Origin of the sequence: Pseudomonas sp. KU43P (genome assembly GCF_033095865.1) — a bacterium.
Taxonomy (GTDB): Bacteria; Pseudomonadota; Gammaproteobacteria; order Pseudomonadales; family Pseudomonadaceae; genus Aquipseudomonas.
Genome location: NZ_AP019365.1, coordinates 185,364 through 201,862 on the forward strand (window position 1 = coordinate 185,364; position 16,499 = coordinate 201,862).

17 protein-coding genes and 1 other RNA gene are annotated in these 16,499 nt (G+C 63.6%); 12 read left to right on the forward strand and 6 right to left on the reverse strand.

The window, feature by feature from the left end; all coding sequences use genetic code 11:
- Positions 1-4: 4 nt before the first annotated feature.
- A complete protein-coding gene (locus KU43P_RS00880; protein WP_317660630.1) occupies positions 5-982 on the reverse strand; it encodes an NADPH:quinone oxidoreductase family protein in 978 nt (325 codons plus the stop codon).
- A 157-nt stretch (positions 983-1,139) separates the two neighbouring features.
- On the opposite strand from KU43P_RS00880, the gene KU43P_RS00885 reads away from it, so the two are divergent.
- Positions 1,140-1,544 carry a flagellar basal body-associated protein FliL gene (locus tag KU43P_RS00885; protein ID WP_317660631.1) on the forward strand — a complete coding sequence of 135 codons (405 nt, stop codon included), beginning with the start codon at positions 1,140-1,142 and terminating at the stop codon, positions 1,542-1,544.
- 109 nt (positions 1,545-1,653) lie between these two features.
- Here the strand turns inward: KU43P_RS00885 and KU43P_RS00890 are convergent, their stop codons facing one another.
- A complete protein-coding gene (locus KU43P_RS00890; RefSeq protein ID WP_317660632.1) occupies positions 1,654-2,106 on the reverse strand; it encodes an EVE domain-containing protein in 453 nt (150 codons plus the stop codon).
- A 177-nt stretch (positions 2,107-2,283) separates the two neighbouring features.
- On the opposite strand from KU43P_RS00890, the gene KU43P_RS00895 reads away from it, so the two are divergent.
- Positions 2,284-2,433, forward strand: coding sequence for a hypothetical protein (locus KU43P_RS00895; RefSeq protein ID WP_317660633.1), 150 nt, complete (start codon positions 2,284-2,286; stop codon positions 2,431-2,433).
- Between the two features lie 16 nt (positions 2,434-2,449).
- Here the strand turns inward: KU43P_RS00895 and KU43P_RS00900 are convergent, their stop codons facing one another.
- The 4 genes from KU43P_RS00900 to KU43P_RS00915 all read right to left on the reverse strand — a co-directional run bounded on the left by KU43P_RS00900 (position 2,450) and on the right by KU43P_RS00915 (position 3,837).
- On the reverse strand, positions 2,450-3,058 hold the full coding sequence (locus KU43P_RS00900; RefSeq protein ID WP_317660634.1) for a 5-formyltetrahydrofolate cyclo-ligase: 609 nt from the start codon (positions 3,056-3,058) through the stop codon (positions 2,450-2,452).
- 55 nt (positions 3,059-3,113) lie between these two features.
- A non-coding RNA gene (ssrS, locus tag KU43P_RS00905) (6S RNA) lies at positions 3,114-3,293 on the reverse strand.
- Positions 3,294-3,310: 17 nt separating this feature from the next.
- Complete coding sequence (locus KU43P_RS00910; protein WP_317660635.1) at positions 3,311-3,631, reverse strand: cell division protein ZapA; 321 nt, start codon at positions 3,629-3,631, stop codon at positions 3,311-3,313.
- Positions 3,628-3,837 (reverse strand): TIGR02449 family protein, encoded by a 210-nt coding sequence (locus tag KU43P_RS00915; RefSeq protein WP_317660636.1) that lies wholly within the window; start codon positions 3,835-3,837, stop codon positions 3,628-3,630. The genes KU43P_RS00910 and KU43P_RS00915 overlap by 4 nt, the downstream gene beginning before the upstream one ends.
- Positions 3,838-3,992: 155 nt before the next feature.
- Between KU43P_RS00915 and KU43P_RS00920 the strand changes: the two genes are divergently transcribed.
- From KU43P_RS00920 to gcvP, 10 genes are all read left to right on the forward strand, one after another.
- On the forward strand, positions 3,993-4,547 hold the full coding sequence (locus KU43P_RS00920) for a YecA family protein (RefSeq protein WP_317660637.1): 555 nt from the start codon (positions 3,993-3,995) through the stop codon (positions 4,545-4,547).
- Positions 4,548-4,569: 22 nt separating this feature from the next.
- Positions 4,570-5,904: a Xaa-Pro aminopeptidase gene (gene pepP / locus KU43P_RS00925; protein ID WP_317660638.1), complete on the forward strand. Its 1,335-nt coding sequence runs from the start codon at positions 4,570-4,572 to the stop codon at positions 5,902-5,904.
- Positions 5,901-7,100: a 2-octaprenyl-6-methoxyphenyl hydroxylase gene (gene ubiH / locus KU43P_RS00930; RefSeq protein ID WP_317660639.1), complete on the forward strand. Its 1,200-nt coding sequence runs from the start codon at positions 5,901-5,903 to the stop codon at positions 7,098-7,100. Before pepP ends, ubiH begins: the two co-directional genes overlap by 4 nt.
- Positions 7,097-7,579: a DUF4442 domain-containing protein gene (locus tag KU43P_RS00935; RefSeq protein WP_317660640.1), complete on the forward strand. Its 483-nt coding sequence runs from the start codon at positions 7,097-7,099 to the stop codon at positions 7,577-7,579. The genes ubiH and KU43P_RS00935 overlap by 4 nt, the downstream gene beginning before the upstream one ends.
- 9 nt (positions 7,580-7,588) lie before the next feature.
- Positions 7,589-8,806 carry a 2-octaprenyl-3-methyl-6-methoxy-1,4-benzoquinol hydroxylase gene (locus KU43P_RS00940; RefSeq protein WP_317663694.1) on the forward strand — a complete coding sequence of 406 codons (1,218 nt, stop codon included), beginning with the start codon at positions 7,589-7,591 and terminating at the stop codon, positions 8,804-8,806.
- 190 nt (positions 8,807-8,996) lie between these two features.
- Positions 8,997-9,998 carry an extracellular solute-binding protein gene (locus KU43P_RS00945; protein WP_317660641.1) on the forward strand — a complete coding sequence of 334 codons (1,002 nt, stop codon included), beginning with the start codon at positions 8,997-8,999 and terminating at the stop codon, positions 9,996-9,998.
- A gap of 160 nt (positions 9,999-10,158) precedes the next feature.
- Positions 10,159-11,781, forward strand: a complete 1,623-nt coding sequence (locus KU43P_RS00950; RefSeq protein ID WP_317660642.1) for an ABC transporter permease — start codon at positions 10,159-10,161, stop codon at positions 11,779-11,781.
- Between the two features lie 123 nt (positions 11,782-11,904).
- Positions 11,905-12,987: a glycine cleavage system aminomethyltransferase GcvT gene (gcvT, locus tag KU43P_RS00955; RefSeq protein WP_317660643.1), complete on the forward strand. Its 1,083-nt coding sequence runs from the start codon at positions 11,905-11,907 to the stop codon at positions 12,985-12,987.
- 48 nt (positions 12,988-13,035) lie between these two features.
- On the forward strand, positions 13,036-13,419 hold the full coding sequence (gene gcvH, locus KU43P_RS00960; protein WP_317660644.1) for a glycine cleavage system protein GcvH: 384 nt from the start codon (positions 13,036-13,038) through the stop codon (positions 13,417-13,419).
- Positions 13,420-13,599: 180 nt separating this feature from the next.
- On the forward strand, positions 13,600-16,473 hold the full coding sequence (gcvP, locus tag KU43P_RS00965; RefSeq protein ID WP_317660645.1) for an aminomethyl-transferring glycine dehydrogenase: 2,874 nt from the start codon (positions 13,600-13,602) through the stop codon (positions 16,471-16,473).
- Positions 16,474-16,499: the final 26 nt, after the last annotated feature.

The window sequence follows — 16,499 nt, forward strand, 5'->3', positions numbered from 1 at the left end:
AGCCTTACCTGGCCAGCACCACCAACTTACCCACAGCCTTGCGCTGCCCCAGCTGTTCGATCGCCGCCCCTGCCTCAGCCAGTGGATAAGTCTTCGATACCAGCGGCTTGAGCTTGCCCTCGGCATGCCAGGCGAACAGCTGCTTGAAGTTGTCCGCGTTATCCTGCGGCTGGCGCTGGGCAAACGCTCCCCAGAAGACCCCGAGCACCGCAGCGCCCTTGAGCAGCACCAGGTTTGCCGCCATCTGTGGAATCGTGCCGCTGGCGAATCCGACCACCAGCAATCGGCCATTCCACGCCAGCCCGCGCACAGCCTGATCGAACAGCTCGCCACCGACCGGATCGTAGATCACATCCACGCCTTGGCCGCCGGTCAGCCGTTTGATTTCGTCCTTCAGGCTGGCCTGGCTGTAGTCGATGACTTCATCGGCACCTGCTGCCTTGGCTACGGCAAGTTTTTCCGCACTGCTGGCGGCGGCGATCACCTTAGCACCCATGGCCTTGCCGATTTCCACCGCCGCCAGGCCGACACCACCGGAAGCTCCCAGCACCAGCAGCGTTTCACCCGGCTGCAACTGGCCGCGCTGCCTGAGTGCATGCATAGAGGTGCCATAGGTCATGCCGAAAGCGGCGGCGGTGGTGAAATCCATGCTCTCGGGGATCGGCAGCACGTTGTAGAACGGCACCGCCACCTGTTCGGCAAAGGCCCCCCAGCCGGTCAGGGCCATCACTCGATCACCCACCTTGAATGCGCCGGCCTTTTCGCCGACGGCCGCGACCACCCCTGCAGCCTCGCCACCCGGGGAGAACGGCAGCGGCGGCTGGAACTGATATTTGCCTTCGATGATCAAGGTGTCGGGGAAGTTGACCCCGGCCGCTTGCACGTTGAGCAGCACCTCGTTTTTCTTTGGCGTCGGGCTGGCCACTTCTTCCAGTACCAGGTCACGTGCCGGACCCAGGGTTTTGCACAACACAGCTTTCATCGGGCCTATTCCTTTGCGGGTAGTGGCCGATAAGTGTAGGAGGGCAACCTGCCCGGTCAACGAGCATGCCCGGCCCTGATGTGCCGGCATAAGCCCGGGCTTGGGTTTCAGTGGTGTGCTGGGTAAGCTGGCGCCAATCGTGTTGAGGAGCGAATTCGTGAAAGCGTGGATCTTGATGGTGCTGGCCCTGATGCTGCCAGCGGCGGCGATGGCCGAGGAGGCCAGCGAAGGAGCCCCGAAGGTTTCCTACATCAGCCTGAGCCCGCCCTTCGTCGGCAACTACGCCCTCGATGGCGGCCCCAAGCTGCGGGTATACAAGGCAGACGTGGCGCTGCGCGTGACCGGCGATGCAGCGGCGGCGGCGGTGAAGCACCATGAGCCGCTGATTCGCAACCAGCTGGTGGCGCTGTTTACCCAGCAAGGTGTGGATAACTTGAGCAACGTCGAGGCCAAGGAGAAGCTGCGCCAGGAAGCCTTGAAGCAGGTGCAGCAGGTGATGGAAACGGAAGAGGGCAAGCCGATTGTCGAGGATCTGCTGTTCAACAACCTGATTGTGCAGTGATGGTTTTGCCGCGCCTGCCGCAGGATATGCGGTGAGGTTGAAATCAAGCGCCGCGCGGGCGGCGCTCGATCGCAAGAACGCTTCAGATCCCCTGTCGGGACAACCCCATTCAGCGCGCCAGCGCAATAATCGCCGCCCACTGCTCGTCGGTCACCGGCATCACCGACAATCGTGTCCCCTTCTGCACCAGCGGCAACTCAGCCAGTGCACTCTGCTGCTTGAGCAGCCCCAACCCCAGCACTTGCCTGAACGTCTTCACATGCGCCACGTCCACCGCGCTCCATGGGTTCTTCTCGGCATTGGCCTTGGCGTCGTAGTAGTGGCTCTCGGGGTCCAGCGCGGTAGGGTCGGGATAAGCCGCCGCGGTAATGCGGGCAATGCCAGCAATGCCGGGTTGCGGACAACTGGAGTGGTAGAAAAAGAATTCGTCACCTACGCTCATGGCCCGCAGGAAATTTCGTGCCTGATAGTTGCGCACGCCGTCCCAGCGCGCTTCGCCCAGTCGGCCAAGCCCCTCGATCGACAGCTCGTCGGGCTCGGATTTCATCAGCCAATAGGCCATGGATGCTGCTCCTGAAAAGGTTTGAAATAACCTGTTGCACGAAACCGACAGCCGGTTGGCGTCAACGTTTGCGTGTCGACTCAGGTTGTCGGAAAATGCGCCGATTTTAAAGCTAGACGCTCCGGCGACACCAAGAAGGTCGCCGAGCCTGAACAGTGCCTAGGGGGGCATGCTTCGATGAATCAACGCAAACCGGATCTACTGTGGATCCTGGTCTTCATCTTTGGCCTTGGGGTTGTCACCACCGGTTATGCCCAAGGTATCTGGGAGCGCAAGCTGGACACCGCCTACCAGACCCCAGCCGACGCTGGCCAACCACAACGCTAAGAAGCGCTGACGCCGCTCAGTTCGGCGCCAGGTACCAGCCACGGTCCGAAACCGTGCCCTGCAACGGTACATCCCAGCTGGCCTGGGCCAGTCGTTCGACCTTCTGGCATTCATGGGCCAACCCTAGCAGCAAGGGCTTCTTCCACGCCTTGCGGCGTGCCTGATAAGCCAGGCTGCGGTCATAGAAGCCGCCGCCCATGCCCAAGCGCCCGCCCACTTCATCGAAACCCACCAACGGCAGCAGGATCAGGTCCAGTGACCAGATCGGGCGCTGGCGCTTGCGGTCGGTTACCGGTTCGGGAATACGGAAGCGGTTGCGCTTGAGTTTTTCGCCCTGTTCGAAACGCTGGAACACCATGCGCGTGCGCGGCCAGGCGTGCAGAACCGGCAGGTAGGTGTGTTTGCCACGGCGCTGAGCCTCGCGCAGCAGCAACTGCGGGTCGATTTCACCGTCGTTGGGCAGGTACAGGGCAATATGGCGAGCGCGGCGGAACAGCGGATGCTGGGCCAGCTGACGATACAGCCCGCGAGCGGCCTGTTGCTGCTGGGCAGGCGTCAGCGCGCGGCGGGCATTACGAAGCAGGCGACGAAGCTGGGGGCGAGTGAGCGGCGCAGTTTCGGTCATGGCACTGGCTGTCCCAGGTGTCGAATTGCCTGCCGAGACGGCAGGCAAAGGAATCAGGCTCCCCGATAAGACCGCTATCGGTGTAGCCCTTGAACCCGAAAGTTCAAGGTGGAGATTGCAGGGGGCGTTAAGGCTTTCCGTCGGGCGGACATGCACACCGGCCCCAGCGTGCAACCCCCGTGGTTGTGCGTATCGGCTCAGGGACATAACCGACTGGCGCATCCCCCAGGGAGTGGCGCCAGTATACCAATCTCAGCTGATTTTGGTATCCGCATCGTCGGACAGAGCCTTGTCGACGCGATCGAGCAGGTCGCGGACCTGTTCGCGGGTGGTGCCACCGGCGGGTGCATCGTTGCGGTCTTCCTGGCGGTGAAGCATCTCGTGGGTGATGTTCAAAGCGGCCATCACCGCGATGCGGTCGGCGCCAATCACCTTGCCGCTGCTGCGGATCTCGCGCATCTTGCCGTCCAGGTAGCGTGCGGCGCTGACCAGGTTGTTGCGCTCTTCCGGCGGGCAGATGATCGAGTACTCCTTGTCGAGGATCTGCACGGTGACGCTATTGCTTGAACTCATGAGTCTTGCTCCAGGGCCTTCAGGCGTAAAATCATCGACTCGACCTTGCGCTTGGCGATTTCGTTCTTTTCGATGAGGTGGGCGCGTTCCTCGCGCCAGGATTTTTCCTGAGCTACTAGGAGTGCATTTTGCCGTTTTAGTTGCTCGACACGTGCGATCAGCAACTCGAACCGGCTCATCAGCGCTTGCAGGTCGTTCTCTTGCATGGGTTGCACTCGATTCGCTCCGTCATTGAATCACCCGGCGATGATGCCTCTCCCTGTACGGCGACGGCCAGTGCCGATGGTCTTGGCGCGCCTGCCGATGCTAGGATACAAGGTCTTCATTCTAGTCAAATGCGCCGTCTGGCGCCTAGCCGACCATGCCTAATACCCAATCGCCTTATACCGCATTCGCCGCGCTGCTCTCGAGCAACGGCCACCCTGTTTCCCCTGCCGAGCTGCATGGCCTGCTGATTGGCCGTAGTTGCGCCGGTGCCGGCTTCGATGCCGACGCCTGGCTGGCCGACGCCGCCGGCCTGTTGGAAAACGAACCCGAAGACACCGTGCGCGCAGCCCTGATCGGCCTGCAGGAGATGGTCAAGGCCGAGCTCACCGGCGAAGACATCGCCATTGTCCTGCTGCTGCCGGGCGACGAAACCTCGCTGAGCGAACGCGCCACCGCGCTGGGTCAGTGGTGCCAGGGCTTCATCACCGGCTTCGGGCTGAACGCAGGTGGCAAGGACATGTCCACCGATGCCAAGGAAGTGCTTCAGGACCTGGTGGCCATTTCCCAGGTACAGGAAGCGCTGGAAGAGTCCGAGGACGGCGAGAGCGACTACATGGAAGTCATGGAATACCTGCGTGTCGCACCGCTGCTGCTGTACACGGAACTGGCAGCACCCGCCGCGCCTGCGCCAAAACCATCGCTGCACTGATCAACCGGGGGTAGTTCTGCCCATGAGCCACATTCCCAAGGCCGAGTATGCCCGTCGGCGCAAGGCGCTGATGGCGCAGATGGTCCCCAACAGCATTGCCATCCTGCCGGCTGCCGCGGTCGCCATCCGCAACCGCGACGTCGAGCATGTGTACCGCCAGGACAGCGACTTCCAGTACCTCAGCGGCTTCCCCGAGCCTGAGGCGGTGATTGCGCTGATCCCAGGGCGCGAGCATGGCGAGTACGTGCTGTTCTGCCGCGAGCGCAACCCCGAGCGCGAGCAATGGGACGGCCTGCGTGCCGGGCAGGAAGGCGCGATCCGTGATTTCGGCGCGGACGATGCCTTCCCGATCACCGACATCGACGAGATTCTCCCCGGCCTGATCGAAGGCCGCGAGCGGGTCTACAGCGCCATGGGTAGCAACCCCGAGTTCGACCGCCGGCTGATGGACTGGATCAACGTGATCCGTTCCAAGGCCCGTCTCGGTGCCCAGCCGCCGAACGAGTTCGTTGCGCTGGATCATCTGCTGCACGACATGCGCCTGTATAAATCGGCTGCAGAAGTGAAGGTGATGCGCACTGCTGCGGCGATTTCCGCACGGGCCCATATGCGGGCCATGCAGGCCTGTCGAGCCGGGCTGCACGAATACAGCCTGGAAGCCGAACTGGACTACGAGTTTCGCAAGGGCGGGGCGAAGATGCCTGCCTACGGCTCGATCGTCGCCGCCGGTCGCAATGGCTGCATCCTGCATTACCAGGAAAACGACGCCCCACTGAAGGACGGCGACCTGGTGCTGATCGATGCCGGCTGCGAAATCGACTGCTATGCCAGCGACATCACCCGCACCTTCCCGGTCAGCGGGCGCTTTTCACCCGAGCAGAAGGCCATCTACGAGCTGGTACTCAAGGCCCAGCATGCGGCCTTCGCCGAGATCGCACCAGGCAAGCACTGGAACCATGCCCACGAAGCGACCGTACGTGTCATCACCGAGGGCCTGGTGGAACTGGGGCTGCTCAAGGGTGAGGTGCAGGCACTGATCGACAGTGAGGCCTACCGGGCCTTCTACATGCACCGCGCCGGGCATTGGCTGGGCATGGATGTACACGATGTCGGCGAATACAAGGTTGGCGGCCAGTGGCGGGTGCTGGAGCCTGGCATGGCCCTGACCGTCGAGCCCGGCATCTACATTGCCGCCGATAACCAGAATGTCGCGAAGAAATGGCGCGGTATTGGCATCAGGATCGAGGACGACGTGGTGGTGACCAGGCAAGGTTGTGAAATTCTGACCACGGGCGTGCCCAGCACGGTCGCCGAGATCGAGGCGCTGATGCAGGCTGCTCGTAAGGACGCGGCATGAGTCGTGTCAACCTGGCAATCATTGGCGGCGGGCTGGTGGGCGCGAGCCTGGCGCTGGCGCTCCAGGCAGGTGCCAAGGCGCGCGGCTGGAAAATCGTGCTGATTGAGCCTTTCGCCCCCGGCGACAGCTTCCAGCCGAGCTACGACGCACGTTCTTCGGCGTTGTCGTTCGGCACCCGGCAGATCTATCAGCAGCTCGGCCTGTGGCAGGCGATCAGCCCGCGGGCTGAGCCGATCCAGCAGATTCATGTCTCCGACCGTGGCCGATTTGGCGCCACCCGCCTTGATGCGCAGGACGAAGGCGTGCCGGCGCTCGGTTATGTGGTCGAGAACGCCTGGCTTGGCCAATGTCTGTGGCAAGGGCTGGACCGCGAGGTGGTGAGCTGGCGCTGCCCGGCCGAAGTCCGTGCCATGCAGGCCATCGAAGGTGGCTACCGGCTGCAGCTGGAAGACGACACCCTTCTCGAATGCGACCTGGCGGTACTGGCTGATGGTGGACGCTCGGGTTTACGCGAGCAACTGGGCATCCACGTGCGCCGCACGCCGTATGAACAGAGCGCCTTGATCGCCAACATCACACCCGGCGAGGCCCACCGCGGCCAGGCATTCGAGCGGTTCACCGAGCAGGGCCCGATGGCCCTGTTGCCGTTGCCGGAGAACCGCTGTGCCCTGGTCTGGACCCGGCAGGGCATGGATGCCAAGCGCCTGGCGGAAATCGACGAGCGAAATTTCCTGCGCGAGCTGCAGGATGCCTTCGGCTATCGCCTTGGCGCGTTGCGCCAGGTCGGCGCCCGGCATCTTTATCCGCTGGCGCTCGTCGAAGCACAGGAGCAGGTACGCCCGCATCTGGTGGTGCTTGGTAATGCCGCGCACAGCCTGCACCCGATCGCCGGGCAGGGGTTCAACCTGTCGTTGCGCGACGTGCAGTCACTGGCCGATGCGCTGCTTGCCGGCCCGCAGCAGCCAGGCGACCTTGCGACCTTGCAGGCTTACCACCAACGCCAGCGCCTCGATCAGGCCCTGACCATTGGCTTCTCCGACCAGGTCACTCGCCTGTTCGGCAGCAATCAGCCGCTGCTGGCGGCCGGGCGCAATATCGGCCTGCTCGGGCTCGACCTGCTGCCACCGGCAAAAAGCTGGTTCGCCCGTCAGGCCATGGGCCTGGGTACCCGCCCTGATCCGCGGGGCCAGGCATGAGCAACCCACGCAAGCTGGCGCGCCGAGCGCGCATGTTGCGCTGGCTGCTGAACCTCTACCCGCCGTACCTCGGCGCCGGGATCCGCATCCAGCACATCAGCCCGGACATGCGCAGCGTAAAGGTGTGCATGAAACTCACCCGCTGGAACCGCAACTACGTCGGTACCCAGTTCGGTGGCAGCCTTTACTCCATGGTCGACCCGTTCTACATGCTGTTGCTGATCGAGCAGTTGGGCCGTGAGTACATCGTCTGGGACAAGGCCGCGAGCATCGATTTCATCGCGCCTGGCAAGGGCCCGGTGTATGCCGAATTCCACGTCGATGACGCGCTGCTGGATGAAATTCGCCAGCAGACCGCCAGCGGCAAGAAGTACCTGCCCCGTTTGCAGGTCGATATCCGCGACGGTGCCGGCGAGCTGGTGGCGCGGGTCGATAAAACCCTATACGTGCGGCTCAAGCCGCAAGCGAGGCAGGCGTAAGGCATGGAAATGCGCGCAGATGTGTTGATTGTCGGTGCCGGTATGGTCGGCAGCGCCCTGGCCCTGGCGTTGCGCCACAGCGGCCTGGAAATTCTCCTGCTCGATGGCGGCCCGCTGTCGGTCAAACCGTTCGATGACCAGGCGCCGTTCGAGCCGCGGGTCAGTGCCCTGTCGGCGGCAAGCCAGCGCATTCTTGATCGCCTCGGTGCCTGGGACGGCATCGCCAACCGGCGTGTCGCACCCTATACCGACATGCATGTGTGGGATGGCAGCGGCACCGGGCAAATTCATTTCTCGGCCGCCAGCGTGCATGCCCAGGTACTCGGCCACATCGTCGAGAACCGGGTGGTGCAGGACGGCCTGCTGGACCGTCTGCACGACAGTGATATCGGCCTTCTGGCCAATGCTCGGCTGGAGCAGCTGCGCCGCTCGGGCGACGAGTGGTTGCTGACCCTGGCAGATGGGCGCCGCCTGCGTGCACCGCTGGTGGTGGCCGCCGATGGTGCCAATTCTGCAGTGCGGCGCCTGGCTGGCTGCGAAACACGCGAGTGGGATTACCTGCACCACGCCATCGTCACCAGTGTGCGCTGCAGTGCGGCACACCAGGCCACGGCCTGGCAGCGCTTCACCGATGAGGGGCCATTGGCATTTCTGCCATTGTTGCGGGACGGCAAGCAGGATTGGTGTTCGATTGTGTGGTCGACTACGCCGGAGCAGGCCGAGCAGCTGATGGGGTTGCCTGACGATGCCTTCCGCAAGGCCCTGGAGCGCGCCTTCGAGGGGCGTCTGGGCGAGGTGCTGGAGGCAGATCCGCGCGTCTGTGTTCCGCTGCGCCAGCGGCACGCCAAGCGCTATGTGGATGAGGGCCTGGCGCTGATCGGTGATGCTGCGCACACCATCCACCCGCTGGCTGGCCAGGGCGTCAACCTGGGGTTCCTCGACGCCGCCGTGCTGGCGGAGGTGCTGGTGAATGCCTGTGAGCGCGGCGAGCGCCTGGCCGATGTGAAGGTGCTCAGCCGCTACGAGCGCCGGCGCATGCCGCACAACCTGGCGCTGATGGCGGCGATGGAAGGGTTCGAGCGGTTGTTCCAGGCCAATCCGTTGCCGTTGCGCTGGCTGCGTAACAGCGGGCTGAAGCTGGTGGAGCAGATGCCGGAGGCCAAGGCGATGTTCGTGCGGCAGGCGCTGGGGCTTTCCGGGGACCTGCCAGAGTTGGCCAAGGCTTGATGCTGTAGCGCGCCCATCGCCGGCAAGCCAGTTCCCACAAGGTCACCTCGAACCTCTGTAAGAGCCGGCTTGCCGGCGATTAGGCTGCAGAGCAGCCCCCCTGCAACATCCGGTAACGGCTCCGAGGGTGAGCGCTAAAATGGGATTCACTACCATTTGCGCCTCTCATACGATCCGAGGAGTGCTTCCCATGTTGCCACGCAAGCCCCTACTGGCCGCCCTGGCCTTGACCCTGTTCGGCGGCACCGCCCAGGCAGCGGACGAAGTGGTGGTGTACTCTTCGCGCATCGACGAGCTGATCAAGCCCGTGTTTGACGCCTACACCAAGGAGACCGGGGTCAAGGTCAAGTTCATCACCGACAAGGAAGCCCCGCTGATGCAGCGCATCAAGGCCGAGGGCGAGAACGGCGTTGCCGACCTGTTGCTGACCGTGGATGCCGGCAACCTCTGGCAGGCCGAACAGATGGGCATCCTGCAGCCGATCAAGTCGGACATCATCGACCGGAACATCCCGTCGCAGTACCGCGCTTCGTCCCATGACTGGACCGGCCTGAGCTTGCGCGCACGCACCATCATCTACTCCACCGAGCGGGTCAAACCCGGAGAACTGACCACTTACGAAGCCCTGGCCGACAAGCAGTGGGAAGGGCGCTTGTGCCTGCGCACGGCGAAGAAGGTCTACAACCAGTCGCTAACGGCCACGCTGATCGAGAACCACGGCGAGGCCAAGACCGAGCAGATCGTCAAAGGTTGGGTCAACAACCTGTCCACCGACGTGTTCTCCGACGACAACGCCGTGATCAAGGCCATCGAGGCGGGCCAGTGTGACGTGGGGGTGGTCAACACCTACTACTACGGCCGCCTGCATAAGCAGAACCCGAACCTGCCGGTGAAGATCTTCTGGCCTAACCAGGGCGACCGGGGTGTGCACGTGAACCTCTCGGGTATCGGCCTGACCAAGCATGCGCCGCACCCAGAAGCGGCGAAGAAACTGGTGGAGTGGATGACCGGAGAAGAGGCGCAGAAGCTGTTTGCCGACATCAACCAGGAGTTCCCGGCCAACCCGAAGGTCAAGCCGTCGGAGGAAGTGGCGGCGTGGGGCAGCTTCAAGGCGGACAGCATTCCGGTGGAAGTGGCTGGCAAGCGTCAGGCCGAGGCCATCCGGCTGATGGATCGGGCTGGCTGGAACTAAGCGCCAGGCCTTATCTTACCGGGGCCTGACAGGGTGCTATCGCCGGCAAGCCGGCTCCCACAGGTAATGTGCAACCCTTGCGGGCGCCGTACCCCTGTAGGAGCGGGCTTGCCCGCGATCGACCGCAAAGCGGTCGCCATCACCACCGAGATTCCCAACCTTGCCCCATACCCACCAACGCCGCTGGTACCTACCGGTCACCCTGATCGCCGCCCTGGTGCTCCTGCCCCTGAGCGTCCTGCTGCTGGCCTGGCAATCGGTCGACCTGCAAATCTGGTCGCACCTGCTCGACACCCAGATGAGCCGCCTGCTCGGCAATACCGTCACCCTGGTGCTGGGCGTGGGCGTGGGCGTCACGGTGCTCGGCGTCAGCCTGGCCTGGCTCACCAGCCTCTGCGAATTCCCTGGCAGACGCTGGTTGGACTGGGCACTGATGTTGCCGTTCGCGATTCCCGCCTATGTGCTGGCCTTCGTCTTCGTCGGCCTGCTCGACTTCTCCGGCCCAGTGCAAAGCGCCCTGCGCGAAGTGTTCGGGCCGATGCGTCTGCCGCGGGTGCGCTCCACCGGTGGCGTGATCACGGTGCTGGTGTTGGTGTTCTACCCCTACGTCTATCTGCTCGCGCGCACGGCGTTCCTGGCCCAGGGCAAGGGTTTGATGGAGGCAGCGAGAGTATTGGGCCTGTCGCCGCTGCAGGCGTTCTGGCGGGTGGCCTTGCCCATGGCGCGTCCGGCCATTGGCGCGGGCATCGCCTTGGCTCTGATGGAAACCCTGGCCGATTTCGGTGCGGTGGCGGTGTTCAATTTCGATACCTTCACCACCGCCATCTACAAGACCTGGTACGGCTTCTTCAGCCTGTCCAGCGCGGCCCAGCTTGCCAGCCTGCTCCTGCTGGCAGTGATGCTGGTGCTGTACGGCGAACGGCGCGCACGGGGTGCGACCCGCAGTGGCAACGAGCGACCTCGCGGGCAGGCGCTGTATCACCTGCGCGGCATCAAGGCGTTGCTGGCCAGTGGCTGGTGCCTGTTGGTGTTCGCCTTCGCCTTCGTCATCCCGCTGCTGCAGCTGCTGGTGTGGTGCTGGCAGCGGGTGCGACATGACCTGGACGAACGCTACATCGGCCTGGTGCTTCACACCCTCTACCTGGGCGGCATGGCCGCGCTGATCACCGTGTCTGTGGCCTTGCTGCTGGCGTTCGCGCGGCGGCAGGCCCCGACCGGCGGTATTCGTGCAGGGGTTGGCCTGGCCAACCTGGGCTACGCCTTGCCCGGCTCGGTGCTGGCGGTGTCGATCATGCTCGCCTTCAGTTACCTCGATAATCACCTGGTGATTCCGCTTTCCAACTGGCTGGGCGGGGCGGGCAAGCCGTTGCTGCTGGGCAGCCTGGCGGCCCTGCTGCTGGCCTACCTGGTGCGCTTCATCGCTGTGGCATATGGGCCGTTGGAAAGCAGCCTGGAACGCATCCGTCCGTCGTTGCCGGAAGCCTCGCGCAGCTTGGGTGTCGGTGGGGTGAGATTGTTTTTCAAGGTGTATCTGCCATTGCTTGTGCCGGGCGCCCTGAGCGCTGCACTGCTGGTGTTCGTCGACGTGCTCAAGGAGATGCCCGCCACCTTGCTGATGCGACCGTTTGGCTGGGACACCCTGGCGGTTAGGGTGTTCGAGATGACCAGCGAAGGCGAGTGGGCAAGGGCATCATTGCCTGCCTTGACCCTGGTGCTGGTGGGCCTGCTGCCGGTCATCGGGCTGATTCGCCGTTCCGCTCGTCGCCCCGGTCACAGTCACTGAGGATGCCAGCCCGCGCCCTTGCGGCTACAATGCGCGGCATTCGCGCGGCGGGTCCTACAAGAAGAGCTGACGATTAAACGTCATCGACCGCCGCCGCTTCGCCACGCCCGGAAGGAGAAACCCATGGGACAGCGCACGCTCTTGTACGACTTGCACCTGGCGCTTGGCGCCAAGACGGTCGATTTCGGTGGCTGGGACATGCCCCTGCACTATGGCTCGCAGGTCGAGGAGCACCATCAGGTGCGCAGCGACTGTGGGGTCTTCGATGTTTCCCATATGACCGTGATCGACATCAGTGGCCGTGATGCCACCGTTTGGCTACAGCGCTTGCTGGCCAACGATGTCGCTCGGCTCGATGCTGTCGGCAAGGCCCTGTACAGCCCGCTGCTCAACGAAGAGGGCGGGGTCATCGATGACCTGATCGCCTATCGCACCGAGGCCGGCTATCGCCTGGTCACCAACGCCGCTACCCGGGCCAAGGTGCTCGCATGGCTCAAGACCCAGGAAGCCGGGTTCTCGGTCGATTTCGAGGTCCGCCCTGATCTGGCCATCCTCGCTATCCAGGGCCCGCAGGCCCGTGAAAAGGTTGCGGCGTTGCTCAGCGCCTCGCGCGCTGCACTGATTCGTGAACTGCGCCCGTTCGAGGGCATTGCCGACGGTGACTGGTTCATTGCCCGTACCGGTTACACCGGTGAAGACGGCCTGGAAATCATCCTGCCCGGCCATGAGGCCGTTACCTTCTACAACGACCTGGTGGGTGCAGGCATCGCCCCCAGCGGCCTGGGCGCTCGGGACACCCTGCGCCTCGAGGCCGGCATGAACCTGTACGGCCAGGACATCGACGAAAGCCACACCCCGCTCACCTCCAACCTGGGCTGGAGCGTGGCCTGGGAGCCTGCCGAGCGCGACTTCATCGGCCGCGCCGGCCTGCTGTTGGAAATCGAGCGCGGCGTGCAGGACAAGCTGGTTGGCCTGGTGCTGGAAGAACGGGGTGTTTTGCGTGCCCATCAGGTGGTTCGCGTTGCCGGCATTGGCGAAGGGGAGATCACCAGTGGTAGTTTCTCTCCTACGCTGAGCAAATCCATTGCCCTGGCGCGTGTGCCCATGGCCACCGGCGACCGTGCCGAGGTCGAGATTCGCGGCAAGTGGTACCCGGTGCGAGTGGTCAAACCGACCTTCGTGCGCCAAGGAAAGATTCTGATCTGAACAATTAACGGCGGGCCGAACCGCTGACCCAAACGAGGAATTCAAGACATGAGCAATATCCCCGCCGATCTGCGTTTTGCCGAAAGCCACGAGTGGGCGCGCCTGGAAAGTGACGGCACCGTGACCGTGGGCATCAGCGACCACGCCCAGGAGGCCCTGGGTGATGTGGTGTTCGTCGAACTGGCCGACGTCGGCAAAACCTTCGAGGCTGGCGATGCGGCGGGTGTGGTCGAGTCGGTCAAGGCCGCTTCCGACATCTACGCCCCAGTGGGTGGCGAAGTGATCGCGGTCAACGAAGCGCTGGCCGAAAGCCCGGAGCTGCTCAACGAAGAACCCTACGGCGCTTGGATTTTCAAGCTCAAGCCGAGCAACCCGGCGGAGCTGGAAAAGCTGCTGAATGCTACGGGTTACCAAGCCGCTATCGGCGAATAAGCCTCAGGCCTCATCGGGCTTCCACAGGGACTGCACATAGCGCAAAGCTTGCACCTGTCCTGTGGGAGCCGGCTTGCCGGCGATGAGGCCGGGCCTGCAAGCAAGTTTTCCCGCACTCTCGGCAATCCTTCCTAGACTTATAAGTCTCCATGAGACCTGGTCTAGGAAGAGAGCGTCGTCATGTCCCAGTCGCCATCCCTGCATCAACTGCAAGAGCTCAACCCTTTCCTGCGCCGCCACCTGGGGCCCGATGCCTCGGAGCAGCAGGCCATGCTCGAGGCTCTCGGCCTGAAGCACCGTAGCGAGTTGATCGAGCAGACCGTGCCACCGGGCATCCGCTTCAATCGCGCCCTTGACCTGCCGCCCGCCCTTGACGAGCAGGCCGCACTGGCCAGGCTCGCCAGCTATGCCGAGCAGAACCAGGTCTGGACCAGCCTCATCGGCATGGGGTACCACGGCACAGTCACCCCCACCGTCATTCTGCGCAACGTGCTGGAAAACCCCGGCTGGTACACCGCCTATACGCCCTATCAACCCGAAATCGCCCAAGGCCGGCTGGAAGCGCTACTGAATTTCCAGCAGATGGTCATCGACCTCACCGGCCTCGCCCTGGCCAATGCCTCGCTGCTCGATGAAGCCACCGCAGCGGCCGAAGCCATGGCACTGGCCAAGCGCGTGGCACGCAACAAGAGCAACGCGTTCTTCGCGGACGAGCACTGCCATCCGCAGACGCTCTCGGTGCTGCGCACCCGTGCGGAAGGGTTCGGCTTCGAACTGATTGTCGATTCTGTGGATAACCTGGCCCAGCACCAGGTGTTCGGTGCTTTGCTGCAATACCCGGACACGCATGGCGAGGTACGCGACCTGCGTCCGCCGATCGACCAGTTGCATGGCCAACAGGCCGTGGCCTGCGTGGCCGCCGACCTGCTCAGCTTGGTGCTGTTGACGCCGCCTGGCGAACTCGGCGCAGATGTGGTGCTGGGCTCGACCCAGCGTTTCGGCGTGCCGATGGGTTACGGCGGCCCGCACGCCGCCTATTTTGCCTGCCGCGACGACTACAAGCGAGCCATGCCCGGGCGCATCATCGGCGTGTCTCGCGATGCCCGTGGCAACACCGCGCTACGCATGGCGCTGCAGACCCGCGAGCAACACATCCGCCGTGAAAAGGCCAATTCCAATATCTGTACGGCCCAGGTGCTGCTGGCCAACATGGCCGGTTTCTATGCCGTCTACCATGGCCCTGAGGGCCTTCAGCGCATCGCCCAGCGCGTGCACAGGCTGACCTTCGTGCTGGCCGCCGGCCTCGAAGCCAAAGGCATCAAGCGCCTCAACCAGCACTTCTTCGACACCCTGACCCTGGATGTCGGCGGTGCCCAGGCGGCGATCATCGAAAGCGCCGAAGCGGCACGCATCAACTTGCGCATCCTCGGGCGCGGGCACCTGGGGGTTAGCCTCGACGAAACCTGCTCCGAGCAGACCGTCCTGAAGCTGCTCGACATCTTCCTGGGCGTGGACCATGGCCTGGACATCGCCACACTCGACCAGCAGGCGCTGCCCGAAGGCATTCCTGCCGCCTTGGTGCGGCGCACGCCGTTCCTGGCCCACCCGGTGTTCAACCTGCACCACAGCGAAACCGAGATGCTGCGTTACCTGAAGCAGTTGGAGAACAAGGACCTGGCGCTGAACCAGTCGATGATTCCGCTGGGCTCCTGCACCATGAAGCTCAATGCCACCAGCGAAATGATCCCCATCACCTGGCCTGCCTTCGCCCAGCTTCACCCCTTTGCACCCGCGGCCCAGGCCATGGGATACAAGGCAATGATCGATGAGCTGGAAGGCTGGTTGTGCGCCATTACCGGCTTCGATGCCATCTGCATGCAGCCCAACTCCGGTGCGCAGGGTGAATACGCCGGCCTGATGGCGATCACCCGTTATCACCGCAGCCGCCACCAGCCCAAGCGGACCCTGTGTCTGATCCCGTCATCGGCGCACGGCACCAACCCTGCGTCGGCGCAGATGGCCGGCATGGAAGTGGTGATTGTCGAGTGTGACGATGAGGGCAATGTCGATCTCATCGACATGAAGGCCAAAGCACAAGCGGCAGGGGATAGGCTGTCTTGCCTGATGATCACCTACCCCTCGACCCATGGTGTTTACGAGGAGGGCATTCGGGAAATCTGCGAGGTCGTGCACCAGCAGGGCGGCCAGGTATACATGGACGGTGCCAACCTCAACGCCCAGGTCGGGCTGGCGCGGCCTGCGGACATTGGTGCCGATGTTTCCCACATGAATCTGCACAAGACCTTCTGCATTCCCCACGGAGGCGGCGGGCCCGGCATGGGGCCGATTGGTATTCGTGCCCACCTCAAGCCGTTCGTCGCCAGCCACCCCGTGGTGCCGGTGCCGGGCCTGGACCCAAACAACAACGCGGTCAGTGCTGCACCTTGGGGTAGTGCGAGCATCTTGCCGATCAGCTGGATGTACATCGCCATGATGGGGCCGCAACTGGCCGATGCCAGCGAGGTAGCGATTCTCTCGGCCAACTACCTGGCCAGCCAATTGGGTGGGGCATTCCCCGTGCTTTACCGTGGCCGCAATCAGCGTGTGGCGCACGAATGCATTCTCGACCTCAGGCCGCTCAAGGCGCAGACCGGCATCACCGAAGAGGATGTCGCCAAGCGCCTGATGGACTATGGCTTCCATGCCCCGACCATGTCGTTCCCGGTACCGGGAACACTGATGGTCGAACCGACCGAGAGCGAGTCGAAAGCAGAGCTGGACCGCTTCATCGAGGCGATGCTGGCAATTCGTGCGGAGATCGATCAGGTGCAGGAGGGCAACTGGCCAGCGGAGGACAACCCTCTCAAGCATGCACCCCATACCCTGGCCGACGTGCTGGCACCGTGGAGCCGCCCCTACAGCCTGGAGCAGGCGGTAGCGCCCAGTGCTCACGTGCGCCAGCACAAGTACTGGCCTGCGGTGAACCGGGTGGACAACGTCTATGGGGACAGGAATCTGTTCTGCGCGTGCGTGCCGGTGGAGGCTTATCGCTGAGAACGGTGTGGCGATCGGGGGCATAG

Coding starts and splice junctions, on each gene's coding strand:
- KU43P_RS00880 (WP_317660630.1), bottom strand. CDS start 982: ATGAAAGCTGTGTTGTGCAAAACCCTGGGTCCGGCACGTGACCTGGTA.
- gcvH (WP_317660644.1), top strand. CDS start 13,036: ATGAGCAATATCCCCGCCGATCTGCGTTTTGCCGAAAGCCACGAGTGG.
- KU43P_RS00900 (WP_317660634.1), bottom strand. CDS start 3,058: ATGACCGAAACTGCGCCGCTCACTCGCCCCCAGCTTCGTCGCCTGCTT.
- KU43P_RS00915 (WP_317660636.1), bottom strand. CDS start 3,837: ATGCAAGAGAACGACCTGCAAGCGCTGATGAGCCGGTTCGAGTTGCTG.
- KU43P_RS00910 (WP_317660635.1), bottom strand. CDS start 3,631: ATGAGTTCAAGCAATAGCGTCACCGTGCAGATCCTCGACAAGGAGTAC.
- gcvP (WP_317660645.1), top strand. CDS start 13,600: ATGTCCCAGTCGCCATCCCTGCATCAACTGCAAGAGCTCAACCCTTTC.
- KU43P_RS00940 (WP_317663694.1), top strand. CDS start 7,589: ATGCGCGCAGATGTGTTGATTGTCGGTGCCGGTATGGTCGGCAGCGCC.
- pepP (WP_317660638.1), top strand. CDS start 4,570: ATGAGCCACATTCCCAAGGCCGAGTATGCCCGTCGGCGCAAGGCGCTG.
- ubiH (WP_317660639.1), top strand. CDS start 5,901: ATGAGTCGTGTCAACCTGGCAATCATTGGCGGCGGGCTGGTGGGCGCG.
- KU43P_RS00945 (WP_317660641.1), top strand. CDS start 8,997: ATGTTGCCACGCAAGCCCCTACTGGCCGCCCTGGCCTTGACCCTGTTC.
- gcvT (WP_317660643.1), top strand. CDS start 11,905: ATGGGACAGCGCACGCTCTTGTACGACTTGCACCTGGCGCTTGGCGCC.
- KU43P_RS00890 (WP_317660632.1), bottom strand. CDS start 2,106: ATGGCCTATTGGCTGATGAAATCCGAGCCCGACGAGCTGTCGATCGAG.
- KU43P_RS00895 (WP_317660633.1), top strand. CDS start 2,284: ATGAATCAACGCAAACCGGATCTACTGTGGATCCTGGTCTTCATCTTT.
- KU43P_RS00935 (WP_317660640.1), top strand. CDS start 7,097: ATGAGCAACCCACGCAAGCTGGCGCGCCGAGCGCGCATGTTGCGCTGG.
- KU43P_RS00920 (WP_317660637.1), top strand. CDS start 3,993: ATGCCTAATACCCAATCGCCTTATACCGCATTCGCCGCGCTGCTCTCG.